Below are 26,275 nucleotides of genomic sequence, written 5' to 3'. Positions count from 1 at the left end.
GTGAACGAACAAGGGCCTCGCGAAGGGTGTCCGGGAGGCCCTCTTCAAGTCAGGGCGTCTCGATTATAGCAGTCCGTACTGCTTGAGCTTCTTGCGCAGGGTTCCGCGGTTCAGGCCTAGCATGGTGGATGCTTTGGTCTGATTGTTGCGGGTGTACTTCATTACCTGCTCCAGCAGCGGCGCTTCCACTTCCGAGAGTACCAGCTGGTAAACCTCTGTAACGGGCGCTCCATCAAGTTGGGCAAAGTAGTTCTTCAGAGCCACTTCAACGTTATCGCGCAGGGTAACGGTGTTGCCGCTGCTATTCACCGTTTGCAACTGGTGTAGATCATCGTTGGCTGGGGTGTTCAAGGTGTTTTGTACCAAAGTCTCAGCGGTCATGCTGCGAATTCCTCTCCATTTCGTAAGCCTGAAAAATACTGTTGGATACTGTCTTTCTGCTCCAGCGCGGTGTCGAACGCGTTGAAGCGACTGCGGAACTGTTTGTCCGTGTCGTGGGACTGCAGGTACCAGCCCACGTGTTTTCTGGCAATACGCACGCCCATGAGTTCGCCGTAAAAGCTGTGCAGGGCAACCAGGTGTTCGCTTAATATCTTTTCCACTTCATTCAGCGGGGGCGCTGGCAAGTGTTGTCCGGTTTCGAGGAAATGCAGTATTTCTCTGAAAATCCAGGGACTACCTTGAGCCGCACGGCCAATAAGCAGGCCATCGGCACCGGTATATGCCAGAACTTCACGTGCCTTTTCCGGTGATGTGATGTCGCCATTGGCGAAAACCGGAATGCCAACACTGGCTTTAACTTCAGCGATGGTGTCGTACTCTGCATCGCCGTTGTACTTGTCGGCGCGGGTGCGGCCATGAACGGCCAGAGCCTGAATGCCGATATCCTCTGCCATGCGCGCTATTGCTGGTGCGTTACGGTAGCTTTGGTCCCAACCGGTACGCATTTTCAGGGTAACGGGTATGTTTACCGCGCTGACCACCGCTTCCAGAATTTCCCTGACCAGGCGCTCATCTTTCATCAAGGCTGAGCCGGCAGCTTTATTGCACACTTTTTTAGCCGGGCAGCCCATGTTGATGTCGATTATCTGAGCACCGGATTCGGCATTAAGCCGCGCCGCATTGGCCAGCATTTCCGGGTCACCACCCGCGATCTGGACAGACCTTGGTTCGGGCTCCCCTGCATGATCCATGCGGGTTCGGGATTTGCGCGTATGCCAGAGCTTGCTGTCTGCTATTACCATTTCCGAGACCGCCAACCCCGCGCCCATCTTTCGGCAAAGCAGTCGGAATGGTCGATCTGTTACACCGGCCATGGGCGCAACAATCAGCGGATTGGGCAGCGTGTACGGCCCGATTTTTGCCGTCGGCAACATGGTTTGAACCCGTATCACAGCAGAGAATGCAAAAGTCGGAGTGGTGCGGTTGTTTAATAAATAACCGATGCCAGTTCCGAAGGGCGCTAATGATACCGCCGGGGGCACTTTGATTGAAGGGGCAAGGGAGCGAAAAAACTGATTATTTTTCGCTCTTTTTGGTTGACTTTTGTTCTACGGGGTGGCGAGTGGAGTGCCTGCCGGGTGATCTCCGGCAGGTTCGCTCAGGGGGTGTAGGGGCGGAAAATTATATTGTAGTTGACCGCGTCGCGACCTGGGTCGCGAATGGTGATGGCGATGCGCACAGGGGTTTCCACGGGCATGATGTCGAGTTCTTCAGCTTCGCCGGCAAGGTAGTCCGAAGGAGTGAAAATACTTTGGGCAACGACGTCTCCGTTCAGGTTGGAGAAGGTCAGAGCAATGGCGGGGAAGGGTTGCTGAAACACTGCCCGGTTGATGATGACTGCGTCTACCACCAGTTGGTTTCGGTTTTCCGGATCGGTGCGAACGACTAACTTGCGGCTCTGAATAGCCTCAACATTGATCAAAGGCTTCAGCTCGCAACCTGCCAGTTCGCAGCCTTTTTCATAGAATGGTCGTAGTTCGGGTATTGCAGACAATCGGTCAAATTGGAACCAGGTGACTTGCGCAACCAGAACCCCGATAAGGCCAAGCACAATGACAGACCAGGTCAGGGTGCGGAGCCAGCTTTTGTTGCCTCCGCCCATGGAAATCGGCTCGTGTCGGAGATCCCCAAAGGGTGCGCCCGCTTCAAAGGGCTCCTTTTTAGCTTGGTGTCCGCGATCTGGATCTGGCTCATGCTCATTGGCGAAGGACTCAAGCGCCGGATCGGCCTGCTCGTCAACGAAGAAGCCAGAAGGATCTTCTTGCTGGAGTTCCTGGGGGTTTTCTGTAGGGCTGTCGTCTTTTTCTGGCTCAGCTTCTTTAGCCAAAGGTTCAGGCTGTGGCTTTGATTCTGAGGGTGCTTCTGTAGCAGTCTCAGGGCCGGGTTTTGCGGGATCGGCTGGAGCGTCGTCTTCCCGGAGGATCGCTTCGGCCCAGCTTTCATCAACATCCCCAGTGGGGTCGTCATCGCTGGTTTCATCCAGCGATGACGGATTTCGGTCGTCGAAGCTACGGAAGCTGTCACTCAGTTCGTCATCCGAGAACGTCAGTTTTGTGCCGGCATAGCGCCCTTCTTGAGCATCTTCTTCGGGGTTATCCGCGAAGATGAAGTCATCTCCCGAGGTGTCGCTGACGAAGCCGCTGGCGGACTCTTCAGATGATTCACGCTCCGGAGGCGTTTTACTGCCTGTAACCGAGGGTGCTTTCTGGGTGCCGCTTGTGGCACTTGCTATCTTGTGCTCAATCGCGTTGAAAACAGCCATGCAATGACCACAGCGCACCTTTCCCTTGGCAAGGCCAAGCTGCTCATCGGTCACCCGGAAGCGGGTATGACATTTTGGGCATTCGGTTTGCAGACTACTCTGGGCCATGCTTTGTTCCTGAAAGCGACTGAGCTATGAACTGAAATACGAGTTGGGAGTTTAGTCTTTAAGACAGCCTCCGTCATCTGTCATTGCGCCGTCCTGTGAGGCGTACCCACTCTTCGCGCTGTGCTGGCTCATCCATAATAAACCAGGGCTCGTAAGCAGCCATTACCGAGCGGGCCTGGTAAGAAAGAATGCCCGAAAGTACCAGGTCACCCCCGGGGTTTGTCAGCTTGGCCAGATGAGGCGCAAGGCCAATCAGCGGTTGTGCAAGAATATTGGCCAGCATTACATCGGCTTTGCCGTCTGGCTCATTTTCAGGAAGGTACAGATCCAGTCTGGCTTCGTCCACACCGTTGCGACGGGCGTTTTCACGACTGGCTTCGAGTGCCTGGGGGTCGGTGTCTACGCCGGTAACGTGATTGGCGCCAAGAAGCAGAGCTGCCAGGCCGAGTATGCCCGAGCCGCAGCCATAGTCGATTACCTGCTTGTCTGTAACATCCGCACCATCCAGCCACTCCAGGCAAAGGGCAGTGGTGGGGTGCGTGCCTGTGCCAAAGGCCAAACCTGGGTCCAGCATCAGGTTGGCGGCATCCGGATCCGGAGCTTCATGCCAGCTTGGCACTATCCACAAGCGCTCGCCGAACTGCAGCGGATGAAAATCGTCCATCCAGGCGCGCTCCCAGTCTTTGTCTTCTACCAGGGTAACGTCTATATCGGAGAGTGATTGTTGGGTTTGCTGGTGCCAGGCATTGCGTATGTCTGAGCACAGCTGGTCTATATCGCGGTCGGCTTGAAAAAGCCCGGTAACGGTGGTCTGGCTCCACAAGGGTGTGGTGCCGTGGTCGGGTTCGTAGAGCGGTTGATCGGCTGCGTCTTCCATGGAGACGGCATCAGCGCCCATCTCCATAAGCAGATCTTCAAGCTGATCCGCGGTCTCGGGATCAGCTGGGATCTGAAGTTGTATCCAGGGCATAGCTCTTCCTGCATTGCGATGCAGGAGGTTAGTCCCGCATCAGTTTCTCAAGGTAGTGGATGGTGAAGTCTACCGTTTTAAAGCCGCCATCGCGTACCAGTTTCCGATGCAGAGGCTGATTGGTCTTGATGCCCTCAATCAACAGCTCGTCCAGAGCGATCTTCATACGCCGGCGGGCCACCTGTCTATCGTCGCCCCAGGTGATCAGTTTGGCAATCAGGGAGTCGTAAAACGGTGGAACGGTATAGCCACTATACAGGTGGGAATCTACTCGCACACCGTAACCTCCAGGAGCGTGAAAATATTTCACCTTTCCGGGGCTTGGCACGAAGGTATTCGGATCTTCCGCGTTGATGCGGCACTCCATTGCATGGCCCCGGATCTGGATATCTTCCTGCTTGTATTGCAGGGGCAGGCCGCTGGCAATGCGCAACTGCTCACGAACAATGTCGACACCCGTGACCATTTCGGTGATCGGGTGTTCTACCTGAACCCGGGTATTCATTTCGATGAAAAAGAACTCACCGTCCTGATACAGGAATTCAAAGGTGCCGGCGCCGACATAGCCAATCTCTTTGCATGCATCTACACAGGCTTTGAGTGTGCGCTCGCGGGCTTCCGGGTTGATGTTGGGCGCGGGCGCTTCTTCTATAACTTTCTGGTTACGGCGCTGGAAGGAACAGTCACGGTCGCCCAGATGAATACAGTTGCCGTGCATGTCGGCCAGAATCTGAACTTCAACGTGGCGTGGCGTTTCAAGGAACTTTTCCAGATAAACCGTGGGGTCGCCAAAGGCATTTTGAGCTTCGGTCTGTGTTATCTGCACGGCCTTGAGCAAGGCAGCCTCGGAGTGAACTACCTGCATACCGCGACCACCGCCGCCGGAAGCGGCCTTGATCATCACCGGATATCCGATTTTGCGTGCCACTTGCAGAGTGCGCTCGTCGTCGTCGGTCAGCGGGCCGTCTGAGCCCGGCACGGTCGGAACACCAGCACGAATCATTGCGTTTATGGCAGACACCTTGTTGCCCATCAGGCGGATGGTTTCTGCTCTGGGGCCGATAAAGCGGAAACCGCTTTTCTCGACCTGCTCGGCAAAGTCCGGGTTTTCTGCGAGAAAGCCGTAACCAGGGTGTATGCCTACGGAATCGGTTACTTCAGCAGCACTGATAATGGCTGGAATGTTGAGGTAACTTTCCAGAGGGCTGTTGGGGCCGATGCAAACAGATTCATCGGCAAGGCGAACGTGCATCAGGTCGCGGTCAACCTGTGAGTGAACCGCGACGGTCTTGATGCCGAGTTCTTTGCAGGCACGCAGAATCCGGAGGGCTATTTCACCCCGGTTTGCGATCAGAACTTTTTCTAACATGGCCATGAGTAGCTATCACCGGTTCAGGAAATGATTAACAGCGGCTGGTCAAACTCCACGGGCTGACCGTTTTCAACCAGAATTTCTGTAATCGTGCCGCTCTTGTCGGCTTCGATCTGGTTCATCATTTTCATGGCTTCTACGATGCAGACGATGTCGCCCGCTTTTACCTGCTGGCCAATCTCTGCAAAGGCGTCGGCAGTGGGAGAAGGCGCCCTGTAGAAGGTTCCAACCATGGGGGAGCGTAGCGCATGTCCATTGTGGACGGGTTGCGGTGCACTATCTTCCTGAACCGGGCCCGGGGTCTCTGGTGCCGGCGCATACTGCGGTGCTGGTGGAGCGTATTGGCTAATGTACTGGGTACCGGAAGCCTGTTCACGACGTCGGGAGATGCGAACAGAATCATCTCCTTCATGAATCTCAATCTCTTCGACGTCAGACTCTTCGATGAGTTCGATCAGTTTCTTGATTTTGCGAATATCCATAGTCAGTCCAATCCCGTTGTATCAGGTCTATCGGTGAATTCGTTGCATGGCGGCCTGAAGGGCGAGTTCGTACCCCTGGCTGCCTAATCCGCAGATAACGCCTACGGCGATATCAGAAAAATACGAATGATGGCGGAAGGCTTCCCGCGCATGCACGTTGGAAAGATGCACTTCTATGAACGGGATTCCTGTGGCCAGTATGGCGTCCCGTAAGGCAACACTGGTATGAGTGAAAGCGGCAGGATTGATAATGATGAAATCCACGCCCTCTGCCCGGGCTTCGTGGATCCGTTCAATCAGTTCGTATTCGGCATTTGATTGCAGGTGCAGCAGGTGATGGCCCTTTTCTGCGGCTATCCCTCGTAACCGGTCATCAATATCCGCCAGTGTCTCGTGGCCATAAACCTCTGGCTCGCGAATACCGAGCATGTTGAGGTTGGGGCCATGGAGCACGAGAATTGTCGACATGGTTGCGTCTGCCTTTTTCACTTTATAAACAGAATCGCCGAATATAACGGCATTTTCCACCCATGGTGTGTGCTTTTATTCTTCAGATCAACACTTTTTGACAATGTTGCATGCTAGCGATCGGCCACATCCCAGAGGCTGGAGGCGCCCGCATGTTCTTTTTGCTGATACTTATCATTGTCGTTAACGGAGGAGGGGACTTCTATACGACGATGGTTTCATACGGGCAGCCTTGTGTGGGCTGCCCGGTCAGTTGCCTGAGCTGATCAGCTGTCGGCCAGGGTGACGCAATTACGCCCGCGTTCCTTGGAAACATAGAGCGCGCGGTCGGCACGTTCGCATAGAGTATGGGCGGGGTCATTATTCCATGCAGCCACGCCACAGCTGAAGGTAACATTAAACTCCCGGTCACCGGCAGGCTGCTGAAGTTCGGCAAAACGCTCCCGGATTTCATTCAAAACGTTGCGCGCATCGCTTGGCCGGGTATTGGGAAGAATGATGGCGAATTCTTCGCCACCAAAACGGCCAATATGATCGGTTTTGCGCAGGCGCTGTTTGAAAAACATGGAGAGGCTGCGAATAACACGGTCGCCAATGGGGTGGCCGTAGGTGTCATTCACCTTCTTGAAGTAATCAATATCGATCATCGCAAAGCACAGTGACTGGCCTTTTTGCCTTGCGCGTGCGATTTCCTGATCCAGCAAATACAGGGTGTGAGTGTGGTTGTAGAGCCCGGTGAGACTGTCGCGGATCATCAGCGCCAGGAGAGAACGTGCGCGACGGCCGCGGTTATGGAGTGTGGCAATCAGATGTTTGGGGTCTACGGGCTTGGTCAGGAAGTCGTCGCCGCCAAGGCTCATGGCGTGCAACTGTTTGGTGACATCTTCTTCGCCAGAAAGGTAGATAATCGGCACGCTGTGAAACCGGTCTTGCTGCCGGATAACGCGCGCAATCTCCATGCCGGTGCAGCCAGGCATGTACATGTCGAGGATGATGATCTCTGGTGAGAATGTGTCCAGTGCGTGAATGATTTCCATGGGATCGGTAATTATGTGGGCAGTCATGCCCGCTTTTTTGAGAACCGTTTCCATGAATTTGGCCTGTGCCCTGGAATCGTCCAGAACAAGTACCCGGTAAGGCTCCACAGTATTGCCGTGGGTGTAGGTTTCAATCTTCTCGATAAGCTGGCCCGGATCAACCGCAGGGTAGAAGAACTCTTCGCCGCCGCAGCGGGAGGCGCGCAGACGGGTTTCAATGGTGCCGTCTTCGTCGCTCATGAAAATAACTGGAACAGGCGTGTCGTGCCGCTCTTGCAGTTGCTCGATGGTGGCTATGCCGGCGTTCGGGGCACCTCCGAAATTTACATCCATAAGGATGGTTTCGGGCTTATGCAGGGCGCAGGCTTCGGTCAGTTCTTTAGCCGAATTGAACGCCGCAGCACGAAAGCCGAAAAACTCAAGCTGACGAATTAACCTGTTAGCCATCTCGGAGTTGGTGAGTGCTATGTATACCGGGGTGCGCCGGAACTGGTGAGGTGCTTCTGTGTCACTGTGGTCGGTTCGTCTCAGGGTACTTCGTGCAAGTGCGTCAATGGCATCCTGGAGCTGTAGCTCCGTGGCGTCGTCTGGTGCAGTCTCGCCCGACCAGTTTGTTACAGCGTTGAGAATCTGGTTGCCTGCTTCCGCATGGTCTGCCATCTCAAATCTTTGGGCATAGCGCACCAGTTTGTCGGATGCGGCCTGGAACTCCTCGCGAAGCGCGGGAAATGATCCGCTGTTGGCATTAATCTTCTGCCAGGTGTCCAGTACAACCCGGGCCTGAGTGGTCACGCGGCGTGCAAAATGCTGCCTGAGTTTTTCTTTCTGGCTTGCGTCGCTCATTATTCTCGGGGCTGCCTCTTTTCATTATGGGCCGTCCTTCAGGGCGTGGACGTTTTTTCCAACTTTAGTCTGTTTTTGGAGTCTATAGTGTTTAGAGTTGTGGGCGTAGGTTGCACCATGTAATTGTTTGTGAATTCTGAGGTGTGTATATAGAAAGCGCCATGGGTTAGGATCCATACAGACCGTAATGCAGTCAATTAACAGACAAGGGGCTTAACGTAATATGCCAGGCAAAATCAGACAGTATTTCAGAGACAAGAAAGAAGACGCTCAGGATTTTGCCGGCAACAACGGCGTGATCGGCAAATTTGTAGCTGTTGTCTTGCTGGTATATTTGCTGGTAACGGTTGTACTGGGGATCTATTGGAGCAGTGAGCCCGAGGCCTTCTCTGTGCGTGAGCATACGCGGGCAGTGGCCAATGAAATGCAGCGGGAACCCATAACCGGCTTTGCTACAACGGTAACCATGATCCGTATAGCCGAAACGCTTCTCGATAAGCCAGGTGGCTACCTGTCCAACGATATATTTCCCCCGGGGCTTTGGCTGGATAACCAGCCCAACTGGGAGTACGGCGTGCTGGTGCAGCTTCGCGACCTGTCTCGGGCCATGCGTAAGGACATAAGCCGCTCTCAGAGCCAATCTGCGGAAGACCCGGATTTGATCATAGCGGAGCCCCAGTTTCACTTTGACAGCGAGAGCTGGGCTATACCCTCCACAGAGGCGGAGTATCGTCGTGGTATTGCCGCGCTGAAGCGTTATCTTAATCGGCTGTCCAGCCCGGAGCAGGCAAACGCCCAGTTCTTTGCCAGAGCCGACAACCTGAGCAACTGGCTTGGTGATCTGGAAACCCGGCTGGGCAGCCTTTCGCGCACACTTGGTGAGAGCGTTGGTAAGGCATCGGTGTCAGAAGCGGTAGCCAATGTGGATGCAGACAATCCGCTGAACGAAGAAACCGGTGGCGGCGATATCAAAACCGACTGGACCAAGATTGACGATGTGTTTTATGAGGCTCGGGGCAGTTCGTGGGCGTTGTTGCATATTTTCCGCGCGATTGAAGTGGATTTCCGCAAGGTTCTCCAGGACAAGAATGCTATTTCCAGCGTGAAGCAGGTAATCATTGAGTTAGAGGGTGCCCAGGGCGAAATGTGGAGCCCGGTTATCCTCAACGGCAGTGGGTTTGGGGTTCTGGCGAACCACTCGCTGACGATGGCGGCTTACCTTTCCCGCGCTAATGCGGCAATTAGTGATATGCGGGATCTGCTGTCACGAGGCTAAGCCAGAGGCGTTTGTTCAGGCATAAAAAAACCGGGCTTTTGCCCGGTTTTTTGCTTTCTGCAGATCAGATCAGCCTTGGTAAGCTTTGATCGAATCAACAATGGCTTGTTTGGCTGCAGCAGCGTTGTCCCAGCCTTTTACCTTGACCCACTTGCCTGGCTCAAGTGTTTTGTAATTTTCAAAAAAGTGGCGGATCTGGTCGCGCAGCAGAACAGGCAGGTCGTCGATTTCGTGAATGTCCTGGTACGAGTTGGTCAGCTTGCTGTGGGGTACGGCTACCAGCTTGGCATCGCCACCGGCTTCGTCGTCCATATTCAGCACGCCTACCGGGCGGCAGCGGATCACTGAGCCCGCCTGAAGCGCGTAAGGGGTAACAACCAGAACGTCCAGCGGATCGCCGTCTTCACCCAAGGTGTGAGGGATAAAACCGTAGTTGGCTGGGTAGAACATAGGCGTTGCCATAAAACGGTCTACCAGCAGAGCGCCCATGTCTTTGTCGAGTTCGTACTTGACCGGGGAGCTGTTAGCCGGGATTTCGATGGCTACGTAGATGTCTTCTGGTGGGTTTTTGCCCGCAGGGATATTGCTGAATTGCATGAGAGTTCCTTCCTGATACGTTAGGTTCGTTTAACTGTGCTTGAAAAGTGAGCGCAATTATACGGGACTCTGCAGGCATTCGAAACTAAACCTTGGTTGGGGGGCTTTAGTGCACGCTGCCCTCTGCCGGTAGTGCCCAAAAAACGCCCGTAAATACTTCCCTGTAGGGCTCGGTCGCGCCATCCTTGGCGCTCCACGTTTTTGGGCAGTACCGGCAGAGGGCAGCCCGAGCATTTGAGCAAACCTGATTTCGACGTGATCGAAGCCTACAGCCGGATCTGTTTGGCAATTAGCTCCTTCATGATTTCGGTGGTTCCGCCGCCAATCGACAAAATCTTGGTATCCCGATATAGCCTATCCACTACAGATTCCCGCATAAAGCCCATGCCGCCAAAAAGCTGCACCGCTTCCCTGGTGACTTTTTCGCAGATATCCACTGAGAAATTCTTTGCCATGGCCACCTGTTTGATCGGGTTTTTGCCAGCCTGCATCAATGCTGCGCAGCGGTAGGTGTATTCACGAGCCACGTCGATCTGGGTGGCCATGTCGACCAGTTTGTGGCGAGTTACCTGGAAACCGGAAACCGGGCGGCCGAATGCCTGGCGCTGTTTTACGTACTCCATGGCCGCTTCGTACGCCAGCTGTGCGGTCATGTAGGCCATGACGGATAAGCTGAGGCGCTCCGCCAGGAAGTTGCTCATGATGGCTATAAAACCCGCGTTCTCTGCGCCGATCAGGCGGTCTGCAGGTACTCGGCAGTCTTCAAAGAACAGCTCAGCGGTATCACTGGCCCACCAGCCCATCTTTTTAAGCTTGTTGCCATTGGAGAAGCCGGGCATGTCGCGGTCGATCAGTAGCAAGCTGATGCCAGCATGGCCTTCGCCCCCGGTTCTTACGGCTACGGTGAAGTGGTCGGCCCGTGTGCCGCTGGTGATGAAGGTTTTGCTGCCGTTCACTATGTAGTGATCGCCATCTTTTACCGCGCGGGTTTTCAGATTGGCTACGTCGGAGCCGCCGCCCGGTTCAGTGATCGCCAGCGCAGAAATTTTATCGCCACTTAGAATCGAGGGGACAATCTGTTCCCGGATTTCTTTTTTAGCCCACTTGGCAACCGGTGGCAAACCAATGTCGAGAGAGCCAATGCTGGCAACAAAGCCGCCAGATGTGGAGCGCATAAGCTCTTCGGAAACCGCTACTTTCAGGAAGATGTCCCCTTCACCAACACCGCCCAAGGCCTCCGGGAAACCAATGCCCAGCAGGCCAGCATCCCCGGCTTTTTTGTAGATCTCGCGGGGAAACTCGCCGGCTTCTTCCCATTCATCGATATGAGGAAGTACATGCGTAGAGATGAATTTGCGCGCGCTCATGCGTGCCTGTTCATGGGTTTCATTGAAGTAACTGGACACGGTGGAACACCTCTATATTTGTATTTGGCAGGCCTTAGTGTCGCTCAATTTTTAGCACCAAGCAAGCGCTTGGTTTGGAGTCTGGCAGGCATAAAAAAACTGGCATGTAGCGCCAGTTTTTCGTGGGGTGGCGGGGATCAGGTGTCTTTGCGAGGAATGCTCTGAACGCCGGTGCTGGTGCCCAGCAGCAACAGATCTGCTGGGCGACGGGCAAATAAACCGTTAGTGACAACGCCCACTATATTGTTCAGCCGTTCTTCAACCTGAATCGGGCGGGAAATATCCATGTTATAAATATCCAGGATAATGTTGCCGTTGTCAGTGGTGAAGCCGTCCCGGTAAACGGGGTCGCCACCCAGTTTGACGATTTCGCGGCCAACATGGCTCCGTGCCATGGGAACTACCTCTACAGGTAGCGGGAATTCGCCCAGTACGCCGACCTTTTTGGATTCATCGGCAATGCAGATGAAGGTCTTGGCGACCTCCGCCACGATCTTTTCGCGGGTGAGTGCGCCACCACCGCCTTTGATTAGCTCAAGGCGTTCGTTGGTCTCGTCGGCGCCGTCAATATAAAACTCCAGTTCGCCGGCACCGTTCAGGTCATACACAGGTATGCCGTGGCTTTTCAGGCGCTCTGCCGTTGCTTCTGAGCTGGCGACAGCGCCGTCGAATTCGTTTTTCAGATCTGCGAGCATGTCGATAAAGAAGTTGGCGGTGCTTCCTGTGCCTACGCCAATAATACTGTCACGCTCCAGGCGCGGTGCAATGTAATCCACAGCCGCTTTGGCAACGGCTTTCTTTAGTTCGTCCTGAGTCATTAGGCGCTCCGGGGGGGCAAATCGAATGAGTTCGGGGTCATTATAGCGCTTAAGAGCCGCCTGCTTATAGACGACTGTGGTGCAAACTTCCTACACTGTGGGTTTTCTCCGACCATTCATCCAATCAGCAACCGGAACCAACATGCCGCAACGCTACATCAAGAAGATTCTCGATGCGCGCGTCTATGACGTGGCCATTGAAACACCCCTCACTGAAGCCCGTAGTCTGTCCAAGCGCTTTGGCAACAATATTATGCTCAAGCGGGAAGACCTTCAGCCGGTGTTTTCTTTCAAGATTCGCGGCGCGTACAACCGGCTTGTTCAGCTGTCGGAAGAGCAAAAATCCAAAGGGGTTATCTGTGCTTCCGCAGGCAATCATGCGCAGGGTGTAGCGCTTGCTGCCAAAGAGCTGGGTATCAAGGCCGTTATCGTGATGCCCCAGACCACACCTGAGATCAAAGTACGTTCAGTCCGGGATCATGGTGCGCGGGTAGTATTGAAGGGCGATGCCTTTGATGAAGCTGCTACCCATGCCGAGGAGCTGGTTGAGAAGCATGGTTACACCTACATTCCTCCCTATGACGATCCCGATGTCATTGCCGGGCAGGGTACAGTTGCCATGGAAATGTTGTGGCAGTTCAGCAAGCCTATCCATGCGGTGTTTATCTGTGTAGGTGGGGGTGGCCTGATAGCTGGCATGGCGGCCTATATCAAATACCTGCGCCCTGAAATCAAGGTGATTGGCGTAGAGCCGGAAGACTCCAATTGCCTGCAGGCCGCTATGAAGGCTGGCAAGCGTGTGGTTTTGGACGAAGTGGGCATCTTTGCTGACGGCGTGGCGGTAAAGCAGATTGGCAAGCACCCCTGGGAGATCTGCAAGGATAACGTGGATGAGGTGATTACCGTTTCCACTGATGAGATCTGCGCCGCCATCAAGGACATCTTTGAAGATACACGCTCGATCGCGGAGCCTGCAGGTGCATTGGGCGTTGCCGGTATCAAGAAATACATCGAACGGGAAAAGATCGAGAATGAAAACCTGATCGCCACTCTGAGCGGTGCCAATATGAATTTTGACCGCCTGCGCTATGTTTCAGAGCGCACGGAGATTGGTGAGAAGCGTGAAGCTATTCTGGCGGTGACCATTCCGGAGAAACCGGGTGCTTTCAAGACCTTTATCAACGCTTTGCATAAGCGCAGCATTACCGAGTTTAACTATCGCTATGCCGATGCAAGCAAGGCAACGATTTTTGTAGGTGTTCAGGTTCAGGCTGGCGGTTTGGGCAGAGACGAGTTGGTGCAGGATCTTCGTGAAAACGGCTATTCCGTTCTCGATCTCACCGACAGCGATATGGCCAAACAGCACATTCGCCACATGGTCGGTGGCCACGCGCCCACCATTACCAATGAGAAGGTATTTCAGTTTGAGTTCCCGGAACGCCCTGGGGCGCTGCTGAAACTTCTGATGTCGCTGGGAACGCGCTGGAATATTTCGATGTTCCACTACCGCAATCACGGTGCCGCATACAGCCGAGTACTGCTGGGCGCGCAAGTGGAGGATGATGAAGTAAAGGACTTTGAAACCATGCTGGGCAAGGTAGGCTTCCGTTATGAAAATATGACAGATAACGAGGCTTACCAGATGTTTTTAGGTGCAGGCAACGGCAAGGCATCCTGATACTGTCAATCGGCCAGCCCGGGCGATGGCTTCCGGGCTGGCTATTTACTATCCCTATCCCTGTTTTTTTCTTACTGAACTTTAACCTGTCAAAAATTGTAAAATCCAGTATGCGTGTTAATCTTTCGACAAATTCTTGGAAACAAGAATAGTCAGCTGATTTCTCGCAGATTTAACTTTATTTGGAACAGGAATAAGTGTCATGGGTGGCAAGCCTGATATTATCCGGGCCATTGTGCTGATCTTCGCTGTCGGCCTTGTAATTACAGGGTTTACTTCGCTGCAGGCATCGGAAGACAGACCCGCGACCGTAACGGAAAGTTCTGCTGCGCCAGTTTCCACCTATATGGCGACTACCCGATCAGAATTCCGTTGACCCTGTAACGCTCTCCGCCTTACTTTACTCGATACACCTGCTCGTCCGTGACAACGCTATGCAGTGGCACATCCCAAGGTTCGATGGGTAGTTTGTTTACCTGCTGACAGTGGTGAGCCAGGCCGATGAGTTTTGGTGCCAGCCTCGGGCGCAGGCGGGTGAACGCGAACGTGCGATCGTAAAAACCGCCTCCCATCCCCAGTCGCCCGCCATGGGCATCAAACCCTACTAATGGAAACATCACAGCGTCTAGTGCCCATGCTGGTCGCCTGAGTCCTTTGCTGAATGCTGGCTCGAGGATGCCAAAGCGGTTGGCTGTCAGTACGATACCATCGTAGTAGGGGCTGAAAACCAGTCTGCCAGGATGGATCGGGTGCAGTACGGGCAGGTAAAAGTGAACGCCTTTGCTGCGGGCCATGGCCATGTACGGGTGCGGGTCAATCTCGCCATCGTTGGGCAGGTAGACGGCAATGTGTCTGGCTCTGTGCAGGTCCGGATTTTTCAGCAGGTTCAAAGCGAGAGAAGCCGAGGCCTGTTCCTGCTCCCTTGCCGACAGTGCACGCCTGAGTTGGCGCAAATGCTTCCGTAGTGCGTTGCGAGACGAGGGAGTTAAATCTAATTCGGAAGGGTGTGAGTCGGTCGTCTGGCTCAAAATAAAGCTTCCCGAGCTGCCGTTATCGGACGTGGCCCTTGAACCCAAAGTTCAAGGTCGGCGGCCGCTGTGACATATTAGGCTTTCCCCCTGCGGGGACATGCTCACAATGCCCTGTAGTGGCCACCTGGGTAAAGCGCATCGGCTCGAGGACGAGTCCGACCAGCGAACAGCCCAGGAAGTGATTCCATTATAGGGCCAGATCCGGGTGCGATTGCAACACCTATCGGGGAATCTACCATAAATCAGTGGTTTGACTGCTCTCCGAGGGCGTTTTCCAGCTTGCTGTCCATGGCTTTCAGGAGCGTGCTGGTGGCTTCTGACATGGTGTCCCGCTCTAGCAAATCATGGGTCATATTCAGTGCTGCCATCACGGCAATGCGCTCGGTTCCGAATACCTTGCCGCTGGTGCGTATTTCCCGCATTTTGCTGTCCAGATGCCTCGCGGCCCGAACAAGTGCCTCCTGTGCTTCGGGAGGGCAGGCGACCAGGTATTCCTTGTCGAGAATTTTTACCTCAACGGTGGTGGGTTGCTTGGACATCAATGGTGCTCCAGTGCCCGAAGGCGACCGATCATGGCTTCGATCTTGTTTTTGGCAAGATCATTTTTTTGCATAAGCTGGGCCCGTTCCCGGTTCCAGTCATCCTGCAACTGCCTCAGGGCAGCGTTGCTCTGCTCCAGTTTTTGGCAGTGTTCGATCAGCTTGTCCAGCTTGTCCGCTAATGCTTGTACTTCGGACTGTTCCATGACGTGCCCAGCATAGGTTGAAGTTATTGCGACTAACTATAAGTGCGCGCGCCATAGCGGTCAATTTACACGCGTGTCATAAGTTGAAGCCTTCCGTTCTTTGACGCTTCTGAGCACGATTCTGTCACGTCCCACCGGGGCTTCCAAAGCCCTGAGAACGGCTTTGCCGCCAAGCGCTGAAGGCGGGAATAAGTGCTACTAACAGGGCGGCCAGCGGCACGGATATCAGTAGAGACCATTCTTCGAAGGTTAATGGGCGTAATTGAAGCTGAATTCCATAATTTGTCAGCAGCCAGGGGCCAAACATTGAAATCGCCAAAGCACCCAATGCCAGCGAAATTACACAGGCTACAAGGGCAAGTGCCAGGCACTCGATAAGGTAGAGGCTTGCAATCAGGCCGGGAGAGGCACCTGTAGCACGCAAAATTGCGATTTCGTGGGCGCGCTGGGTTTGCAGTGTGAGCAGTACCGCAATCAGTCCTATCAGGCTCGTCACCACCACAAATCCGGTGATGCCAAGCAGTGCCTGCTCAAACTGGCTCATCAGTCGCCACAATTCACTCAAGGCCACGCCGGGCAGAATGGCCGAGAGTGGCTCGCCCGCGTATTGGTTCAGATCACGCTGCACGCGGAACGTGAGGATCTTGCGATCCAGCCCGGCAAAAACAGCGGTAATGGTTTTGGGTGTGAAGTCGCGGTTTTGTGCCTTCTCCGGGGTGAGTGTGCGACCAGGAATGGCGACGCCCGATTCCCAGCCAACGTGTATAGCCTCCATGCCTTGCAGGCTGATATATACCGCTTGATCAACAGGTGTGCCCGTGGCTTCAAGAATGCCGGTCACGGTGAAAGGCGTGTCTTTGTGATTCGAGAAGCTTGTGCGCCCGCCGCCATGGGACAGTATGATTTTATCTCCGAGGCCATGATTCAGGGTTCTGGCAACGCCGGCACCCAGTACCACATCGAAAATTCCGTCAAACCACTGCCCCCCAGCCAGGTTCAGAGGCTGGCCCCGGCCAAACCGGAAATGCTCGGCAAAACCTTTGTCTGTGCCTACAACCCGAAAACCCTTGTAACTGTCGCCCAGGGAAATGGGAATCAGCCAGTCAATGCGCGTGTCCTGTTCAAGATCCTGAAATGTGCTCCAGCGGATGTTGTTGGTGGCGTCGCCGATATGGAACACCGTGTACATCAGCAGGTTAAGTTGGCCGCTGCGGGCGCCGATAATCAAATCGGTATCGCTGATGGTGCTGGTAAAGGACTGCTTCACTTCTGTGCGCAAATACTGGATTCCAAGCAGAAGGGTGACGCTCAAGGTGAGGGTGAGGCATACCAGAGCCAGCACTTTGCGCCGGTGCCACAGGCTGGCACTTGCCAGTGATAATGCGAGGTGAATCTTCATGCCGCCACCTGCCCGAGTTCTAGCTGGTGATGAAAGTGCTGGGCCAGCGAGCGGTCATGGCTGACGAACAGCACGGACGTGTTGCGTTGTTCAGCCATGGTTAGCAATAGCTGAATGAAGCGGTCGCGATTATCACTGTCCAGCGCGGATGTGGGCTCATCTGCCAGAATAATCTCCGGCGCCCCGATCAGCGCCCGTGCAGCGGCAATGCGCTGCTGCTGACCAATGCTGAGCTGAGTAACCTTGCGTTGCCAGTGGCTCTGTGGAATGGCCAGAGCCGCCAGTAATCTCTGAGCGGCGGCAGCTGGCGCTTCGCCGGTGGCAGCCTTGCGCCGATGTGACAGCCTGCAGGGCAGGGTCACATTGGCCTCGGCTGTGAGGTAGGGCACCAGGTTGAACTGCTGGAATATAACGCCCATGTGGTCCGCCCGGAAGCGGTCACGTTTGCTGGCCCCCAGTTGGTGGATGTCAGTGCCCAGTAGCTTGATGGAGCCCGCATCTGGTGCGAGCATGCCGGCAAGAAGGCTCAGAAACGTACTTTTCCCCGTGCCACTCGGGCCATGAAGAAAAAGGTGTTCGCCCTGAGGTAGTGTGAGGTCCGGGAACAGTAATGTCGGCTGTTGGCTGCCCCAGCTAAAGCTGAGGCTTTTGACGTCGATCGCCGCTGGCGCATGTTCTCGAAGGTGCGCGTTGGTTTCTGACTGGTTGTTCATGTTGATCGCTATCTGCCCCGTGTATTATGTCTGGCTACTATTCATGTGCACTGAAATGGCTGTTGGTTTTCCGGAGAGCTTTGCTAATGATCCCCACTTCATGTTCCTCTGCCCGGGTTCGGCTTTCGGCGTTGTTTATTCTCTTGCTGAGCGTTTCCATGCCGGCCTACTCAGAACTCCGGGAGATCGACTGGCTGGAGCTGATGCCGGCAGAAGATCTGGCCCTGCTGGAAAATATGCCTGAACTGGAGCATGAGGGCGACGGCCCTGCCTTGCTGCCAGATGAAATCATGACCGGCAGGGTTGTCCCCGAGATGGCCAGTGTTAAAGGCCGCATCCCGGGTTTTGTGGTACCCCTCAAAACCACCAACGATATGCGCATTCTGGAATTCTTTCTGGTGCCCTATTACGGTGCCTGTATCCACGTGCCACCCCCGCCGCCCAATCAGATTATCCATATTAAATACAAGCAGGGGTTCAAGCTCGAGGCCCTGTACGATCCTGTCTGGATTGAAGGCACGTTGGTGATAGATCGAACAGAAACCGATGTTGGCACGTCATCCTACTCAATGGTGGCGGAAACGGTTGAGCTCTATGAGGAGTAGCTTCAGCGCCCCAGTTTGAAAGAGCTTTCACCTTGCCCCAGGCGAGCTGCACCCTGTCCATCCGGCCCGGCCCAGGCAATATCGAGATGCTCCAGAGCCGGAAAACGGGCGGTAAGTGGTGTAGTCAGGGAAACAGAATGATCCAGCCCGGTGCAGTTCAGAATCTGGGTGACGGTGATATCGGCGTGCTGGCTCTCGTCCCCGTGGCTGTGCCCCCCATGATCGTGACTGCCTGCAACTTCGTGCTGAACCGTGGTGGCATGTATCTGACAGGTTGATTCCGGAGTGTTAATCAGCGGATTTTCGCCTAGCCAATGGGTAACGAGCTCTTCAATCTGGTGCTGCTCTGGCGTGCGAGGGTGGTGCTCGAACCCCAGCATATTGCCAGCCGGGGATGTGAGTAGTACTTCAACCTGGTTATCCGCGAATGCGAGTTGCATTTCAGCTTGGCCATGTTGGTGTGAGCCCGGGTTGTCGGCGGCCATAAGTGGGGTGCTGGCCAGTGCAAAAGCGATTGAGAATGCGCGATGGTTTTTTGAGAGCATGCCCGTGTCCATTAGTGATGAGTGTTATGTTATAACATGATCTTCTCTTGCTCCTCGAAAATCAACCATTCAGTGCCTTGAAGGCGCCTGAATGCTAGGATAGTTGCCTAACTTCTCAACACAGGATTGTTAAGGTCCATGTCAGAAACCGACACTGTTGGCGCGGCCTACGCCGCTGAATTTGAGCGCTGGGCGAACGTTTTCACCGCGCACAAAGCGTTCAGCCATCCCTCCGAGCTTCATGGTGCCCTGTGCGGGCGACTGGCTGCCGGTTCTCGCATCGAGGAAGATGAGTGGCTTGCCATGGTTTGCGAGCACATGGGTTTGCCTGAAAGCGCAGCTGCGGAGGCTGATGGTCTGTCTGTGTTCATGAATGAAGCCTACGAACAGACCTTGGCGTTTTTGAAGTCGGCGGATATGAGCTTCCATCCGCTGCTGCCAGACGATGACTATGCTATCGACCAGCGCCTTGAGGCTCTTGTAGCCTGGGTGCGTGGTTTTCTGGAGGGCATGGCCTTGTCTGCCGGAGAGTCTCTGGGTGAAGCGCCGGAGGAAATTCGCGAACTTATCGAAGACATGGTGGCCATAAGCCAGGTATCTGAAGATCAGGAATCAGACCAGGAAAGCGAGCAGCAGCTGGTGGAGATAACCGAATACATCCGGCTTGGTGCTCTGGCCGTGTTTACCGAATTCAATCCGCCCGAACGACCGGCGTCACAAGTATCAACACTGCATTGATCATGTCACACACTGCGGGAGAACCTATGTCGTCCATTATACCCGTCAAGGAATTTGCCGAGCGCCGCCGCAAACTGATGGAGCGCATGGCGCCAGACAGTATTGCCATTATTCCGGCTGCGCCGGAGCGCGCTCGTAACCGCGACGTTTTGCACCCGTTTCGACAGGATAGCGATTTCCAGTACCTGACCGGCTTTGGTGAGCCCGAGGCCGTACTGGCGCTGATTCCCGGCCGTGAACACGGCGAGTCGGTGCTGTTCTGCAAAGAGAAAAACCCCGAAAAAGAATTGTGGGATGGGTTTCTTGTGGGGCCTGAGGGCGCGATCGAGCTTTACGGGCTGGACGATGCGTTCCCCATTGCCGATATCGACGACATTCTGCCCGGCATGATTGAAGGTCGCAGCCGGGTGTATTACCCGCTTGGCAAAGATCAGGGATTCGATACCCGGGTGATGGACTGGGTGAAGGTTATCCGCAGCAAGGTCAAAAGCGGTGCGCACCCGCCTGGTGAGTTTGTGGCGCTGGAGCACCTTCTGCACGATCTTCGGCTTTTCAAGAGCGCAAACGAAATCAAGGCCATGGCCAAGGCAGGTCAGATCAGTTCTGAAGCCCATTGCCGTGCCATGAAGCGCGCTCGAAAGGGTGGCTACGAATACAACCTTGAGGCCGAACTGATTCATACATTTATGGACCATGGTGCCCGCTCTACAGCTTATCCGTCTATCGTCGGCAGCGGCGCCAATGGCTGCATTTTGCATTACATTGAGAACACAGCGCCTTTGAAGGACGGCGATCTGGTGCTCATCGATGCGGGCTGTGAGGTGGAGTGTTATGCCTCGGATATTACTCGCACTTTCCCGGTCAACGGCAAGTTCAGCCCGGAGCAGCGGGCGCTCTACGAGGTGGTGCTGGCGGCCCAGTATGCAGCCATTGATGCGGTGCGCCCCGGTAATCACTGGAACCATCCCCATGAAGCGGCTTTGAGCGTGCTGACCGGTGGCCTGATCTGGTTGGGCCTGCTGTCGGGCACCGTTGAAGATGCCATTGCAAGTGAAGCCTTCAAGCCTTTCTTCATGCACCGCACCGGTCACTGGCTGGGCCTTGATGTGCACGATGTGGGCGACTACAAAATTGGCGACGCGTGGCGGTTGCTCGAGCCGGGTATGGCGCTGACGGTTGAGCCTGGCCTGTATATCTCGCCGAGCAATACCGATGTGGATGAAAAGTGGCGTGGTATCGGCATTCGTATCGAAGATGACGTGGTGGTTACCAAGGATGGTTGTCGGGTGCTTACGAATGGCGTACCCAAAACCATTGAAGAGATTGAAGCCCTGATGGCGGGATGAGCCTGTGAAACACTCTGATACCGATGTGATCATTGCAGGTGGCGGGCTGGCGGGCGCAACGCTGGCCTTGGCACTTGCCAAAGTTGCTCCTGCATTGAGGGTAACGGTGGTCGAGGCTTTTCCGCTGTCTGCGGATGCCTTGCCGGATGCTTATCAGCCCAGCTACGACGCACGCTCCACTGCGCTGGCCTGGGGTTCCCGGCTGATTTTTGAAGAGCTTGGGCTATGGCAGCGGATATCAGAACATGCGACGCCCATCCAGCATATTCATGTGTCTGACAGGGGCCGGTTTGGCGCGACCCGCCTGAATGCCAGCGAGTTCCAGCAGCAAGCCCTGGGCTATGTTGTCGATAACCGCTGGATGGGGCTATGCCTGATGCGGGAGTTGCTTGCAACCAATATCCAGTGGCTGGCGCCCGCCGAAGTGACGGATATGGCGTCTTCCGAACAGGGTGTGAGCGTTGCGGTAAAAATCGGCAGTGAGACCAGCACCCTGAAGGCCAAATGCCTGATTGTTGCAGATGGTGGTCGTTCCGGGCTGAGAGAAAAACTCGGCTTCCAGACAAATCACCACGGCTATGATCAGAATGCCCTGATCGCAAACGTTTCCACCAGCGACAGCCACGAATTCACTGCTTTCGAGCGTTTTACCGATGCCGGCCCTATGGCATTGTTGCCCCATGGCTCACCTTCTCGCGCCGGCCATCAATCTGCATTGGTGTGGACGCTGAATGATAGGGAGCTTGAAGAGGTTCTGGGCATGTCGGAGAGCGACAAATGCCAGCGGCTTCAGGAGCGCTTTGGGTGGCGCTTGGGCCGATTCACCCGCATAGGTGAATGCAACCACTACCCACTAACGCTGACCACAGTAGACGAGCCGGTAAGGCCGGGTGTTGCGCTTGTGGGTAATGCTGCCCATGCATTGCACCCGGTGGCGGGGCAGGGCTTCAACCTGGCGCTGCGGGGTTTGATGACTCTGGTGGAGCAGTTCCGGTTGGCCGTTGAACAAGGCCGGTCGCCGGGCGACTTCCAGATTTTGCGCTGCTATCACGAGTTACATAAGCCGGATTGGCAGCAAACCGTGCAGTTCTCGGATTCACTGATCCGCATCTTTGGTCATTCATTGGCACCTATTGCGGCAGCGCGGGATGCCGGGCTGGTAGGGCTGGATTTGCTCCCCGGTGCAAAGCGCTTGTTTGCGCGAAAAGCGATGGGCACAGCCGGGCGCCGTGCTGTTATCAATGGGCCAGCAACGAGCGATAAGCAATGAGTGATACCAAGGTGTTCGATATTCTTGTGGTTGGCGGCGGCATGACCGGCACAGCTCTGGCTCTTGGTTTGTCGCAGCAGGGCTGGCAGGTGGGATTGGTAGAGGCCGGTGAGCGCGCTGCATTGTTGCAGGCCCCGGTGACGGTGAAGAGCGTGGCAGATTTTGAGCCTCGCGTCAGCGCTATCTCCATGGCCAGCCAGCAGTTGCTCGATTCATTAGGCGCCTGGCAGGGCGTTGTAGCGGGCCGCCATTGCCCCTACCAGGGCATGACTGTGTGGGACGGTGATGGCACTGGGCGTATTCACTTTGATGCTGCTGAATTACAGGCCCGCGCTCTGGGCACGATCGTTGAAAACCGCAGCCTGGTTCGGGCACTGTTCGAGCTTGTGGAAACCAGTGGTGTTGAGCTGATTGATGGTGTGCAGGTTACCGGCTGCTCCCAGGAGGGCGACCAGCGCAGCATTGAGCTTGCCGATGGACGCAAACTCGGGGCTCGTCTGGTTATTGCGGCCGATGGCGCAAACTCCCGGCTGCGCCAGTGGGTAGGCTTGCCAACCCGCGAATGGGATTACGACCAGCAGGCCATTGTATGTACCGTGCGCACAGCTCAAAGCCATGGATACACAGCCTGGCAGAGATTTTCGCAAACCGGGCCCTTGGCGTTCTTGCCGTTGGCCACGGAAAACAATGACGAGCACTTCTGTTCTATTGTTTGGTCGCAGGATACCGAAGAAGCCCGCCGCCTTATGGCTCTGGATGATGCAGCCTTCACTGCGGAACTGGAGCGGGCAATTGAAAGAGAGCTGGGTGCCCTGGAGGCGGTGTCCAAACGCTTTGCCTTTCCTCTGCGACAGCGGCATGCGAAAGACTATATTGCGCCCGGTTTTGCGTTGGTGGGCGATGCGGCCCACACCATTCACCCGCTTGCAGGCCAGGGTGCCAACCTCGGATACGGCGATGTCCGGGTTTTGCTGGAGGGGCTGGCCAAGGCTAAACGCAGTGGCTTGAGCCCAGCTAATGAACTGGTTCTTGCGCGCTATCAACGCCGCCGAAAAGGCGAAAATCTCGCCATGATGGTTGCTATGGAAGGCTTCAAACAACTGTTTGGCCGCGATGAATTGCCACTCAGATGGCTGAGAAACACCGGGATGCGTTGGCTGGACGGCCTGGGCCCCATTAAGAACAGAATTGCCGCCGAGGCCATGGGCCTTGATGTTTAACCTACTATCACACTGAAGGATCTGCGCTTATGGCAGGAACCAGTCTTCTCGCGCTATTCGATGATATTGCCACTATCCTCGACGACATCTCCATGATGACCAAAGCGGCGGCCAAAAAAACTGCCGGGGTGTTGGGGGATGATCTGGCACTGAACGCTCAACAGGTAACTGGAGTAAGAGCGGCGCGGGAACTGCCTGTTGTCTGGTCTGTAGCCAAGGGGTCATTCGCAAACAAGGCCATATTGGTGCCAGCCGCAGTGGCCATCAGCTTTTTTGTGCCTTGGCTGGTTACGCCCCTGTTGATGCTTGGTGGTGCGTTTTTATGTTTTGAAGGTGCGGAAAAAATCATTCACAAGTTCTTCCATTCGGAAGAAGAGACGCAACGGAAGGACGAGCTTCTCAAGGCATTAAAACAGCCTGATGTGGACTTGAGAGTTGTAGAAAGACGAAAGATCAAAGGCGCTATACGCACCGATTTCATCTTGTCGGCAGAAATAATTGCCATCACTCTCGGGGTCGTAACCGCAGAAACTATCGGCATACAGTTTGCTGTGCTGGCGGTGGTCGCAGTGCTGATCACAGTCGGTGTTTACGGCTTGGTAGCCGGCATAGTAAAGCTGGATGACGGCGGGCTTTACCTTACCCAACAAAAGAGCGCGGTGGCTCAGAAGATAGGCCACGGCATACTGTGGTTTGCGCCTTACTTGATGAAAACCCTGTCTATTGTCGGCACCATTGCCATGTTTTTGGTGGGTGGCGGCATTCTTGTTCACGGGGTAGCGCCCCTTTATAACGCTATCGAAGACTTCGCCGCAGGATTTGGCGGTGTTCCCGCTGTGCTGTTCAGCACGGTTGCTAATGGGCTGGTTGGCTTGCTGGCGGGGGCTTTGCTTGTGGCAGTACTTACACCACTGATCAGGATCTTGGCATCCAGATCAGAGGCAAGCGTCGAATAAACGGCTTACGAGAACGGGAACGGCTGTTTCCACCCGAAGAATGCGAGGCCCAAGGTGAACGCTTTGGCAGCCTGCCTCTTCAAGCTTACCTACTTCGTAGGGCGTAAAACCGCCCTCAGGCCCAATACATAGCGCGGTTGGCTTGTTGAGGTGGGTAGGGCAGGGGGTGGCCGTACCGGGGTGCGCAACCAGGGCCACCTTGCCTTGTAACAGGGCGGGTAGCTCATCTTCCACGAAAGGTTTGAACAGCTTGCGTATATGCACCTTCGGCATAGCCGTATCTTTTGCCTGCTCCAGGCCAAGAGTAAGGTTTTCCCGCAAGTTGTCATCTGACAGCCAGGGCGTTTGCCAGAAGCTTTTTTCCACCTTGTAGCTGTTGATCAGCCAGATATCCTTAACCCCAAGAGTGGCGCTGGTTTGCAGAACCCGGCGGAACATTTTAGGCCGCGGCATGGCCAGAATGAGTGTAAAGGGGAGTGGTGAGGGTGGTGGTTGGTCCAGAGTAACAAGCAGCTCAGCTTCCGAAGCGGTGAGCGTTACAACTTCACCCCACCCCATAAGACCGTTTACACGGCCAACCGGCAACTGGTCCCCCTGGGTGGCGCCCAGCACAGATCGCATGTGCTCAAGCCTGCGCCCCCGCAGCACAGCACGGTTAGGCGCAACAAAATCCTCATCGAACAGTAAGGCGAGATTCATTAAGAGGAAGGCTCGTCCGTCTCTGCTACTTCGCGTACTGCCAGTCTGCCAAACAAAATGCCCAGCTCGAACAATATCCACATGGGCACAGCGAGAAGTGTCTGGGAAATGATATCCGGGGGGGTCAGCATCATGCCGATTACAAAGCAGCCCACCACAACGTAAGGACGTTTTGCTGCAAGGTCTGACGGAGTCGTTACGCCACTGAGAATCAGCAAAATCGTCGCGATGGGGATTTCGAAGGCAATCCCGAATGCAAAGAACATTTTCAGTACGAAATTCAGGTAACTGCTGATGTCTGGCAGCTCAACAATGCCTTCCGGGCCTATCGCCGTAAAAAAGCCGAACACCAGCGGGAATACCACGTAATACGCAAACGCGGCACCAAGGTAGAACAGGATCACCGAGGTAAACAGCAGTGGAAACGCCAAACGCTTTTCATGGGCGTAGAGGCCCGGTGCAACGAAGCTCCAAAGCTGGTAGAGAATCACAGGGATGGCGGCGAATACCGACAAAAACAGGGCCAGTTTCAGGGGCGCGAAAAACGGTGAGGTAATATCCGTTGCGATCATGGTCTGACCTACCGGCAGCAGTGACCGGATAGGCTCGGATAGCCAGAGGTACAGTTCATTGGCAAACGGATAAATGGCGGCAAAACAAATTACTACCGCCAAAACCATCTTCAGTAATCGGTCGCGAAGTTCCAGCAGGTGCGCAACCAGTGGCATTTCCGGCTGTTCGCCATCTGTTTTTGCATTCATGAAGGCTTATCCGACGGGTTTGGTGCGGCGTTTGGCTGGGCCGGCTTGTCTTCACTTGGGGGGGCTATGGAGTCGCCTTTCTGATCCTGGTCCGGCTCAGACTGTTGCGCGCTCGCTGACTTGCCGGCAGGTTTATCCGACAAGACCATATGCTCATATTTTTTGGCTTCATCCAGAGCACCACGCACGGTCTTTTTTACGTCATCCAGGCCCACATCACCGGCTTCGCTCAGCTCTTTCCTCAGCTCTTCGGCTTTCAGTTGGCGATCCAGCTCCGAGGTGAACTGGGTGACCATGCGGCGCGCGCCACCAACCCAGCGCCCAGCCGCCCTCGCAGCCGTGGGAAGCCGTTCGGGGCCAAGCACCAATAGAGCTATAACGCCGCAAATCAGCAGCTCAAGAAAGCCGATATCAAACATCTTGTCTGG

At 54.9% G+C, this 26,275-nt stretch carries 29 protein-coding genes and 1 other RNA gene; 9 read left to right on the top strand and 21 right to left on the bottom strand.

The genetic code is table 11. From position 1 onward, the window contains the following. Positions 1 to 63 precede the first annotated feature (63 nt). The 8 genes from fis to FFI61_RS06800 form a co-directional block, all read right to left on the bottom strand. Positions 64 to 381, bottom strand: a complete 318-nt coding sequence (fis, locus tag FFI61_RS06835; protein ID WP_200369728.1) for a DNA-binding transcriptional regulator Fis — start codon at positions 379 to 381, stop codon at positions 64 to 66. Next, positions 378 to 1,373: a tRNA dihydrouridine synthase DusB gene (gene dusB, locus FFI61_RS06830; protein WP_227714753.1), complete on the bottom strand. Its 996-nt coding sequence runs from the start codon at positions 1,371 to 1,373 to the stop codon at positions 378 to 380. The genes fis and dusB overlap by 4 nt, the downstream gene beginning before the upstream one ends. 227 nt (positions 1,374 to 1,600) lie before the next feature. Next, positions 1,601 to 2,872 (bottom strand): DUF3426 domain-containing protein, encoded by a 1,272-nt coding sequence (locus tag FFI61_RS06825; protein WP_200369726.1) that lies wholly within the window; start codon positions 2,870 to 2,872, stop codon positions 1,601 to 1,603. A gap of 73 nt (positions 2,873 to 2,945) precedes the next feature. Continuing rightward, on the bottom strand, positions 2,946 to 3,842 hold the full coding sequence (gene prmA, locus FFI61_RS06820) for a 50S ribosomal protein L11 methyltransferase (RefSeq protein WP_200202163.1): 897 nt from the start codon (positions 3,840 to 3,842) through the stop codon (positions 2,946 to 2,948). 28 nt (positions 3,843 to 3,870) lie between these two features. Next, positions 3,871 to 5,217, bottom strand: a complete 1,347-nt coding sequence (gene accC / locus FFI61_RS06815; protein WP_200202162.1) for an acetyl-CoA carboxylase biotin carboxylase subunit — start codon at positions 5,215 to 5,217, stop codon at positions 3,871 to 3,873. 17 nt (positions 5,218 to 5,234) lie between these two features. Continuing rightward, positions 5,235 to 5,696 carry an acetyl-CoA carboxylase biotin carboxyl carrier protein gene (accB, locus tag FFI61_RS06810; RefSeq protein WP_200202161.1) on the bottom strand — a complete coding sequence of 154 codons (462 nt, stop codon included), beginning with the start codon at positions 5,694 to 5,696 and terminating at the stop codon, positions 5,235 to 5,237. Between the two features lie 27 nt (positions 5,697 to 5,723). Continuing rightward, on the bottom strand, positions 5,724 to 6,164 hold the full coding sequence (aroQ, locus tag FFI61_RS06805; RefSeq protein ID WP_200202160.1) for a type II 3-dehydroquinate dehydratase: 441 nt from the start codon (positions 6,162 to 6,164) through the stop codon (positions 5,724 to 5,726). A 266-nt stretch (positions 6,165 to 6,430) separates the two neighbouring features. Beyond that, positions 6,431 to 8,044 carry a diguanylate cyclase gene (locus FFI61_RS06800; protein ID WP_200369725.1) on the bottom strand — a complete coding sequence of 538 codons (1,614 nt, stop codon included), beginning with the start codon at positions 8,042 to 8,044 and terminating at the stop codon, positions 6,431 to 6,433. A 223-nt stretch (positions 8,045 to 8,267) separates the two neighbouring features. Here FFI61_RS06800 and FFI61_RS06795 point away from each other — a divergent pair, with 223 nt between their 5' ends. Beyond that, positions 8,268 to 9,320: a DUF2333 family protein gene (locus tag FFI61_RS06795; RefSeq protein WP_200202158.1), complete on the top strand. Its 1,053-nt coding sequence runs from the start codon at positions 8,268 to 8,270 to the stop codon at positions 9,318 to 9,320. 69 nt (positions 9,321 to 9,389) lie between these two features. Here FFI61_RS06795 and ppa read toward each other — a convergent pair whose 3' ends face one another. From ppa to rpiA, 3 genes are all read right to left on the bottom strand, one after another. Continuing rightward, on the bottom strand, positions 9,390 to 9,917 hold the full coding sequence (gene ppa, locus FFI61_RS06790; protein ID WP_200202157.1) for an inorganic diphosphatase: 528 nt from the start codon (positions 9,915 to 9,917) through the stop codon (positions 9,390 to 9,392). A 266-nt stretch (positions 9,918 to 10,183) separates the two neighbouring features. After that, on the bottom strand, positions 10,184 to 11,323 hold the full coding sequence (locus tag FFI61_RS06785; protein ID WP_200202156.1) for an acyl-CoA dehydrogenase family protein: 1,140 nt from the start codon (positions 11,321 to 11,323) through the stop codon (positions 10,184 to 10,186). A 137-nt stretch (positions 11,324 to 11,460) separates the two neighbouring features. Then, positions 11,461 to 12,141 carry a ribose-5-phosphate isomerase RpiA gene (rpiA, locus tag FFI61_RS06780; RefSeq protein WP_200202155.1) on the bottom strand — a complete coding sequence of 227 codons (681 nt, stop codon included), beginning with the start codon at positions 12,139 to 12,141 and terminating at the stop codon, positions 11,461 to 11,463. Positions 12,142 to 12,283: 142 nt separating this feature from the next. Here rpiA and ilvA point away from each other — a divergent pair, with 142 nt between their 5' ends. Then, positions 12,284 to 13,819 (top strand): threonine ammonia-lyase, biosynthetic, encoded by a 1,536-nt coding sequence (gene ilvA / locus FFI61_RS06775; protein ID WP_200369724.1) that lies wholly within the window; start codon positions 12,284 to 12,286, stop codon positions 13,817 to 13,819. A gap of 202 nt (positions 13,820 to 14,021) precedes the next feature. Continuing rightward, complete coding sequence (locus tag FFI61_RS06770) at positions 14,022 to 14,195, top strand: hypothetical protein (RefSeq protein ID WP_200202153.1); 174 nt, start codon at positions 14,022 to 14,024, stop codon at positions 14,193 to 14,195. Positions 14,196 to 14,214: 19 nt separating this feature from the next. Here the strand turns inward: FFI61_RS06770 and FFI61_RS06765 are convergent, their stop codons facing one another. From FFI61_RS06765 to FFI61_RS06740, 6 genes are all read right to left on the bottom strand, one after another. Then, the gene (locus tag FFI61_RS06765) at positions 14,215 to 14,847 is read right to left on the bottom strand and encodes a 5-formyltetrahydrofolate cyclo-ligase (protein ID WP_200369723.1); all 633 of its coding nucleotides are present in this window, start codon (positions 14,845 to 14,847) and stop codon (positions 14,215 to 14,217) included. Between the two features lie 4 nt (positions 14,848 to 14,851). After that, positions 14,852 to 15,031, bottom strand: a non-coding RNA gene (gene ssrS, locus FFI61_RS06760) — 6S RNA. Positions 15,032 to 15,092: 61 nt separating this feature from the next. Further along, complete coding sequence (locus tag FFI61_RS06755) at positions 15,093 to 15,389, bottom strand: cell division protein ZapA (RefSeq protein WP_200202151.1); 297 nt, start codon at positions 15,387 to 15,389, stop codon at positions 15,093 to 15,095. Continuing rightward, positions 15,389 to 15,595: a TIGR02449 family protein gene (locus FFI61_RS06750; RefSeq protein ID WP_200202150.1), complete on the bottom strand. Its 207-nt coding sequence runs from the start codon at positions 15,593 to 15,595 to the stop codon at positions 15,389 to 15,391. The genes FFI61_RS06755 and FFI61_RS06750 overlap by 1 nt, the downstream gene beginning before the upstream one ends. Before the next feature lie 124 nt (positions 15,596 to 15,719). Next, the gene (locus tag FFI61_RS06745) at positions 15,720 to 16,994 is read right to left on the bottom strand and encodes an ABC transporter permease (RefSeq protein WP_200369722.1); all 1,275 of its coding nucleotides are present in this window, start codon (positions 16,992 to 16,994) and stop codon (positions 15,720 to 15,722) included. Beyond that, positions 16,991 to 17,707: an ABC transporter ATP-binding protein gene (locus tag FFI61_RS06740; protein WP_200369721.1), complete on the bottom strand. Its 717-nt coding sequence runs from the start codon at positions 17,705 to 17,707 to the stop codon at positions 16,991 to 16,993. The genes FFI61_RS06745 and FFI61_RS06740 overlap by 4 nt, the downstream gene beginning before the upstream one ends. Before the next feature lie 86 nt (positions 17,708 to 17,793). Here FFI61_RS06740 and FFI61_RS06735 point away from each other — a divergent pair, with 86 nt between their 5' ends. After that, positions 17,794 to 18,312, top strand: coding sequence for a DUF3299 domain-containing protein (locus FFI61_RS06735; RefSeq protein WP_200369720.1), 519 nt, complete (start codon positions 17,794 to 17,796; stop codon positions 18,310 to 18,312). Between the two features lie 2 nt (positions 18,313 to 18,314). Here FFI61_RS06735 and FFI61_RS06730 read toward each other — a convergent pair whose 3' ends face one another. Beyond that, on the bottom strand, positions 18,315 to 18,857 hold the full coding sequence (locus FFI61_RS06730) for a ZrgA family zinc uptake protein (RefSeq protein WP_200202146.1): 543 nt from the start codon (positions 18,855 to 18,857) through the stop codon (positions 18,315 to 18,317). Between the two features lie 138 nt (positions 18,858 to 18,995). Here FFI61_RS06730 and FFI61_RS06725 point away from each other — a divergent pair, with 138 nt between their 5' ends. Genes FFI61_RS06725 through FFI61_RS06705 form a run of 5 tightly spaced genes read left to right on the top strand, consistent with a single transcriptional unit; the run spans position 18,996 to position 24,387 of the window. Continuing rightward, positions 18,996 to 19,595: a UPF0149 family protein gene (locus FFI61_RS06725; protein ID WP_200369719.1), complete on the top strand. Its 600-nt coding sequence runs from the start codon at positions 18,996 to 18,998 to the stop codon at positions 19,593 to 19,595. Positions 19,596 to 19,621: 26 nt separating this feature from the next. After that, positions 19,622 to 20,941, top strand: a complete 1,320-nt coding sequence (gene pepP, locus FFI61_RS06720; protein ID WP_200369718.1) for a Xaa-Pro aminopeptidase — start codon at positions 19,622 to 19,624, stop codon at positions 20,939 to 20,941. A gap of 4 nt (positions 20,942 to 20,945) precedes the next feature. Then, a complete protein-coding gene (gene ubiH, locus FFI61_RS06715; RefSeq protein WP_200369717.1) occupies positions 20,946 to 22,211 on the top strand; it encodes a 2-octaprenyl-6-methoxyphenyl hydroxylase in 1,266 nt (421 codons plus the stop codon). Continuing rightward, positions 22,208 to 23,431, top strand: coding sequence for a UbiH/UbiF/VisC/COQ6 family ubiquinone biosynthesis hydroxylase (locus FFI61_RS06710; protein ID WP_200369716.1), 1,224 nt, complete (start codon positions 22,208 to 22,210; stop codon positions 23,429 to 23,431). Before ubiH ends, FFI61_RS06710 begins: the two co-directional genes overlap by 4 nt. 29 nt (positions 23,432 to 23,460) lie before the next feature. Further along, a complete protein-coding gene (locus FFI61_RS06705) occupies positions 23,461 to 24,387 on the top strand; it encodes a DUF808 domain-containing protein (RefSeq protein ID WP_200369715.1) in 927 nt (308 codons plus the stop codon). Here FFI61_RS06705 and FFI61_RS06700 read toward each other — a convergent pair. Genes FFI61_RS06700 through tatB form a run of 3 tightly spaced genes read right to left on the bottom strand, consistent with a single transcriptional unit; the run spans position 24,367 to position 26,266 of the window. Beyond that, positions 24,367 to 25,086: a 16S rRNA (uracil(1498)-N(3))-methyltransferase gene (locus FFI61_RS06700; protein WP_200369714.1), complete on the bottom strand. Its 720-nt coding sequence runs from the start codon at positions 25,084 to 25,086 to the stop codon at positions 24,367 to 24,369. The two genes, FFI61_RS06705 and FFI61_RS06700, sit on opposite strands and share 21 nt — an antisense overlap. Continuing rightward, on the bottom strand, positions 25,086 to 25,847 hold the full coding sequence (tatC, locus tag FFI61_RS06695) for a twin-arginine translocase subunit TatC (RefSeq protein WP_200202139.1): 762 nt from the start codon (positions 25,845 to 25,847) through the stop codon (positions 25,086 to 25,088). The genes FFI61_RS06700 and tatC overlap by 1 nt, the downstream gene beginning before the upstream one ends. After that, the gene (gene tatB / locus FFI61_RS06690; protein WP_200369713.1) at positions 25,844 to 26,266 is read right to left on the bottom strand and encodes a Sec-independent protein translocase protein TatB; all 423 of its coding nucleotides are present in this window, start codon (positions 26,264 to 26,266) and stop codon (positions 25,844 to 25,846) included. The genes tatC and tatB overlap by 4 nt, the downstream gene beginning before the upstream one ends. Positions 26,267 to 26,275 lie beyond the last annotated feature (9 nt).

It is taken from the genome of Marinobacter sp. DY40_1A1, from assembly GCF_016597815.1.
GTDB classification, from domain to species: domain Bacteria; phylum Pseudomonadota; class Gammaproteobacteria; order Pseudomonadales; family Oleiphilaceae; genus Marinobacter; species Marinobacter xiaoshiensis.
This window is presented reverse-complemented; position numbering and strand designations above follow the sequence as displayed.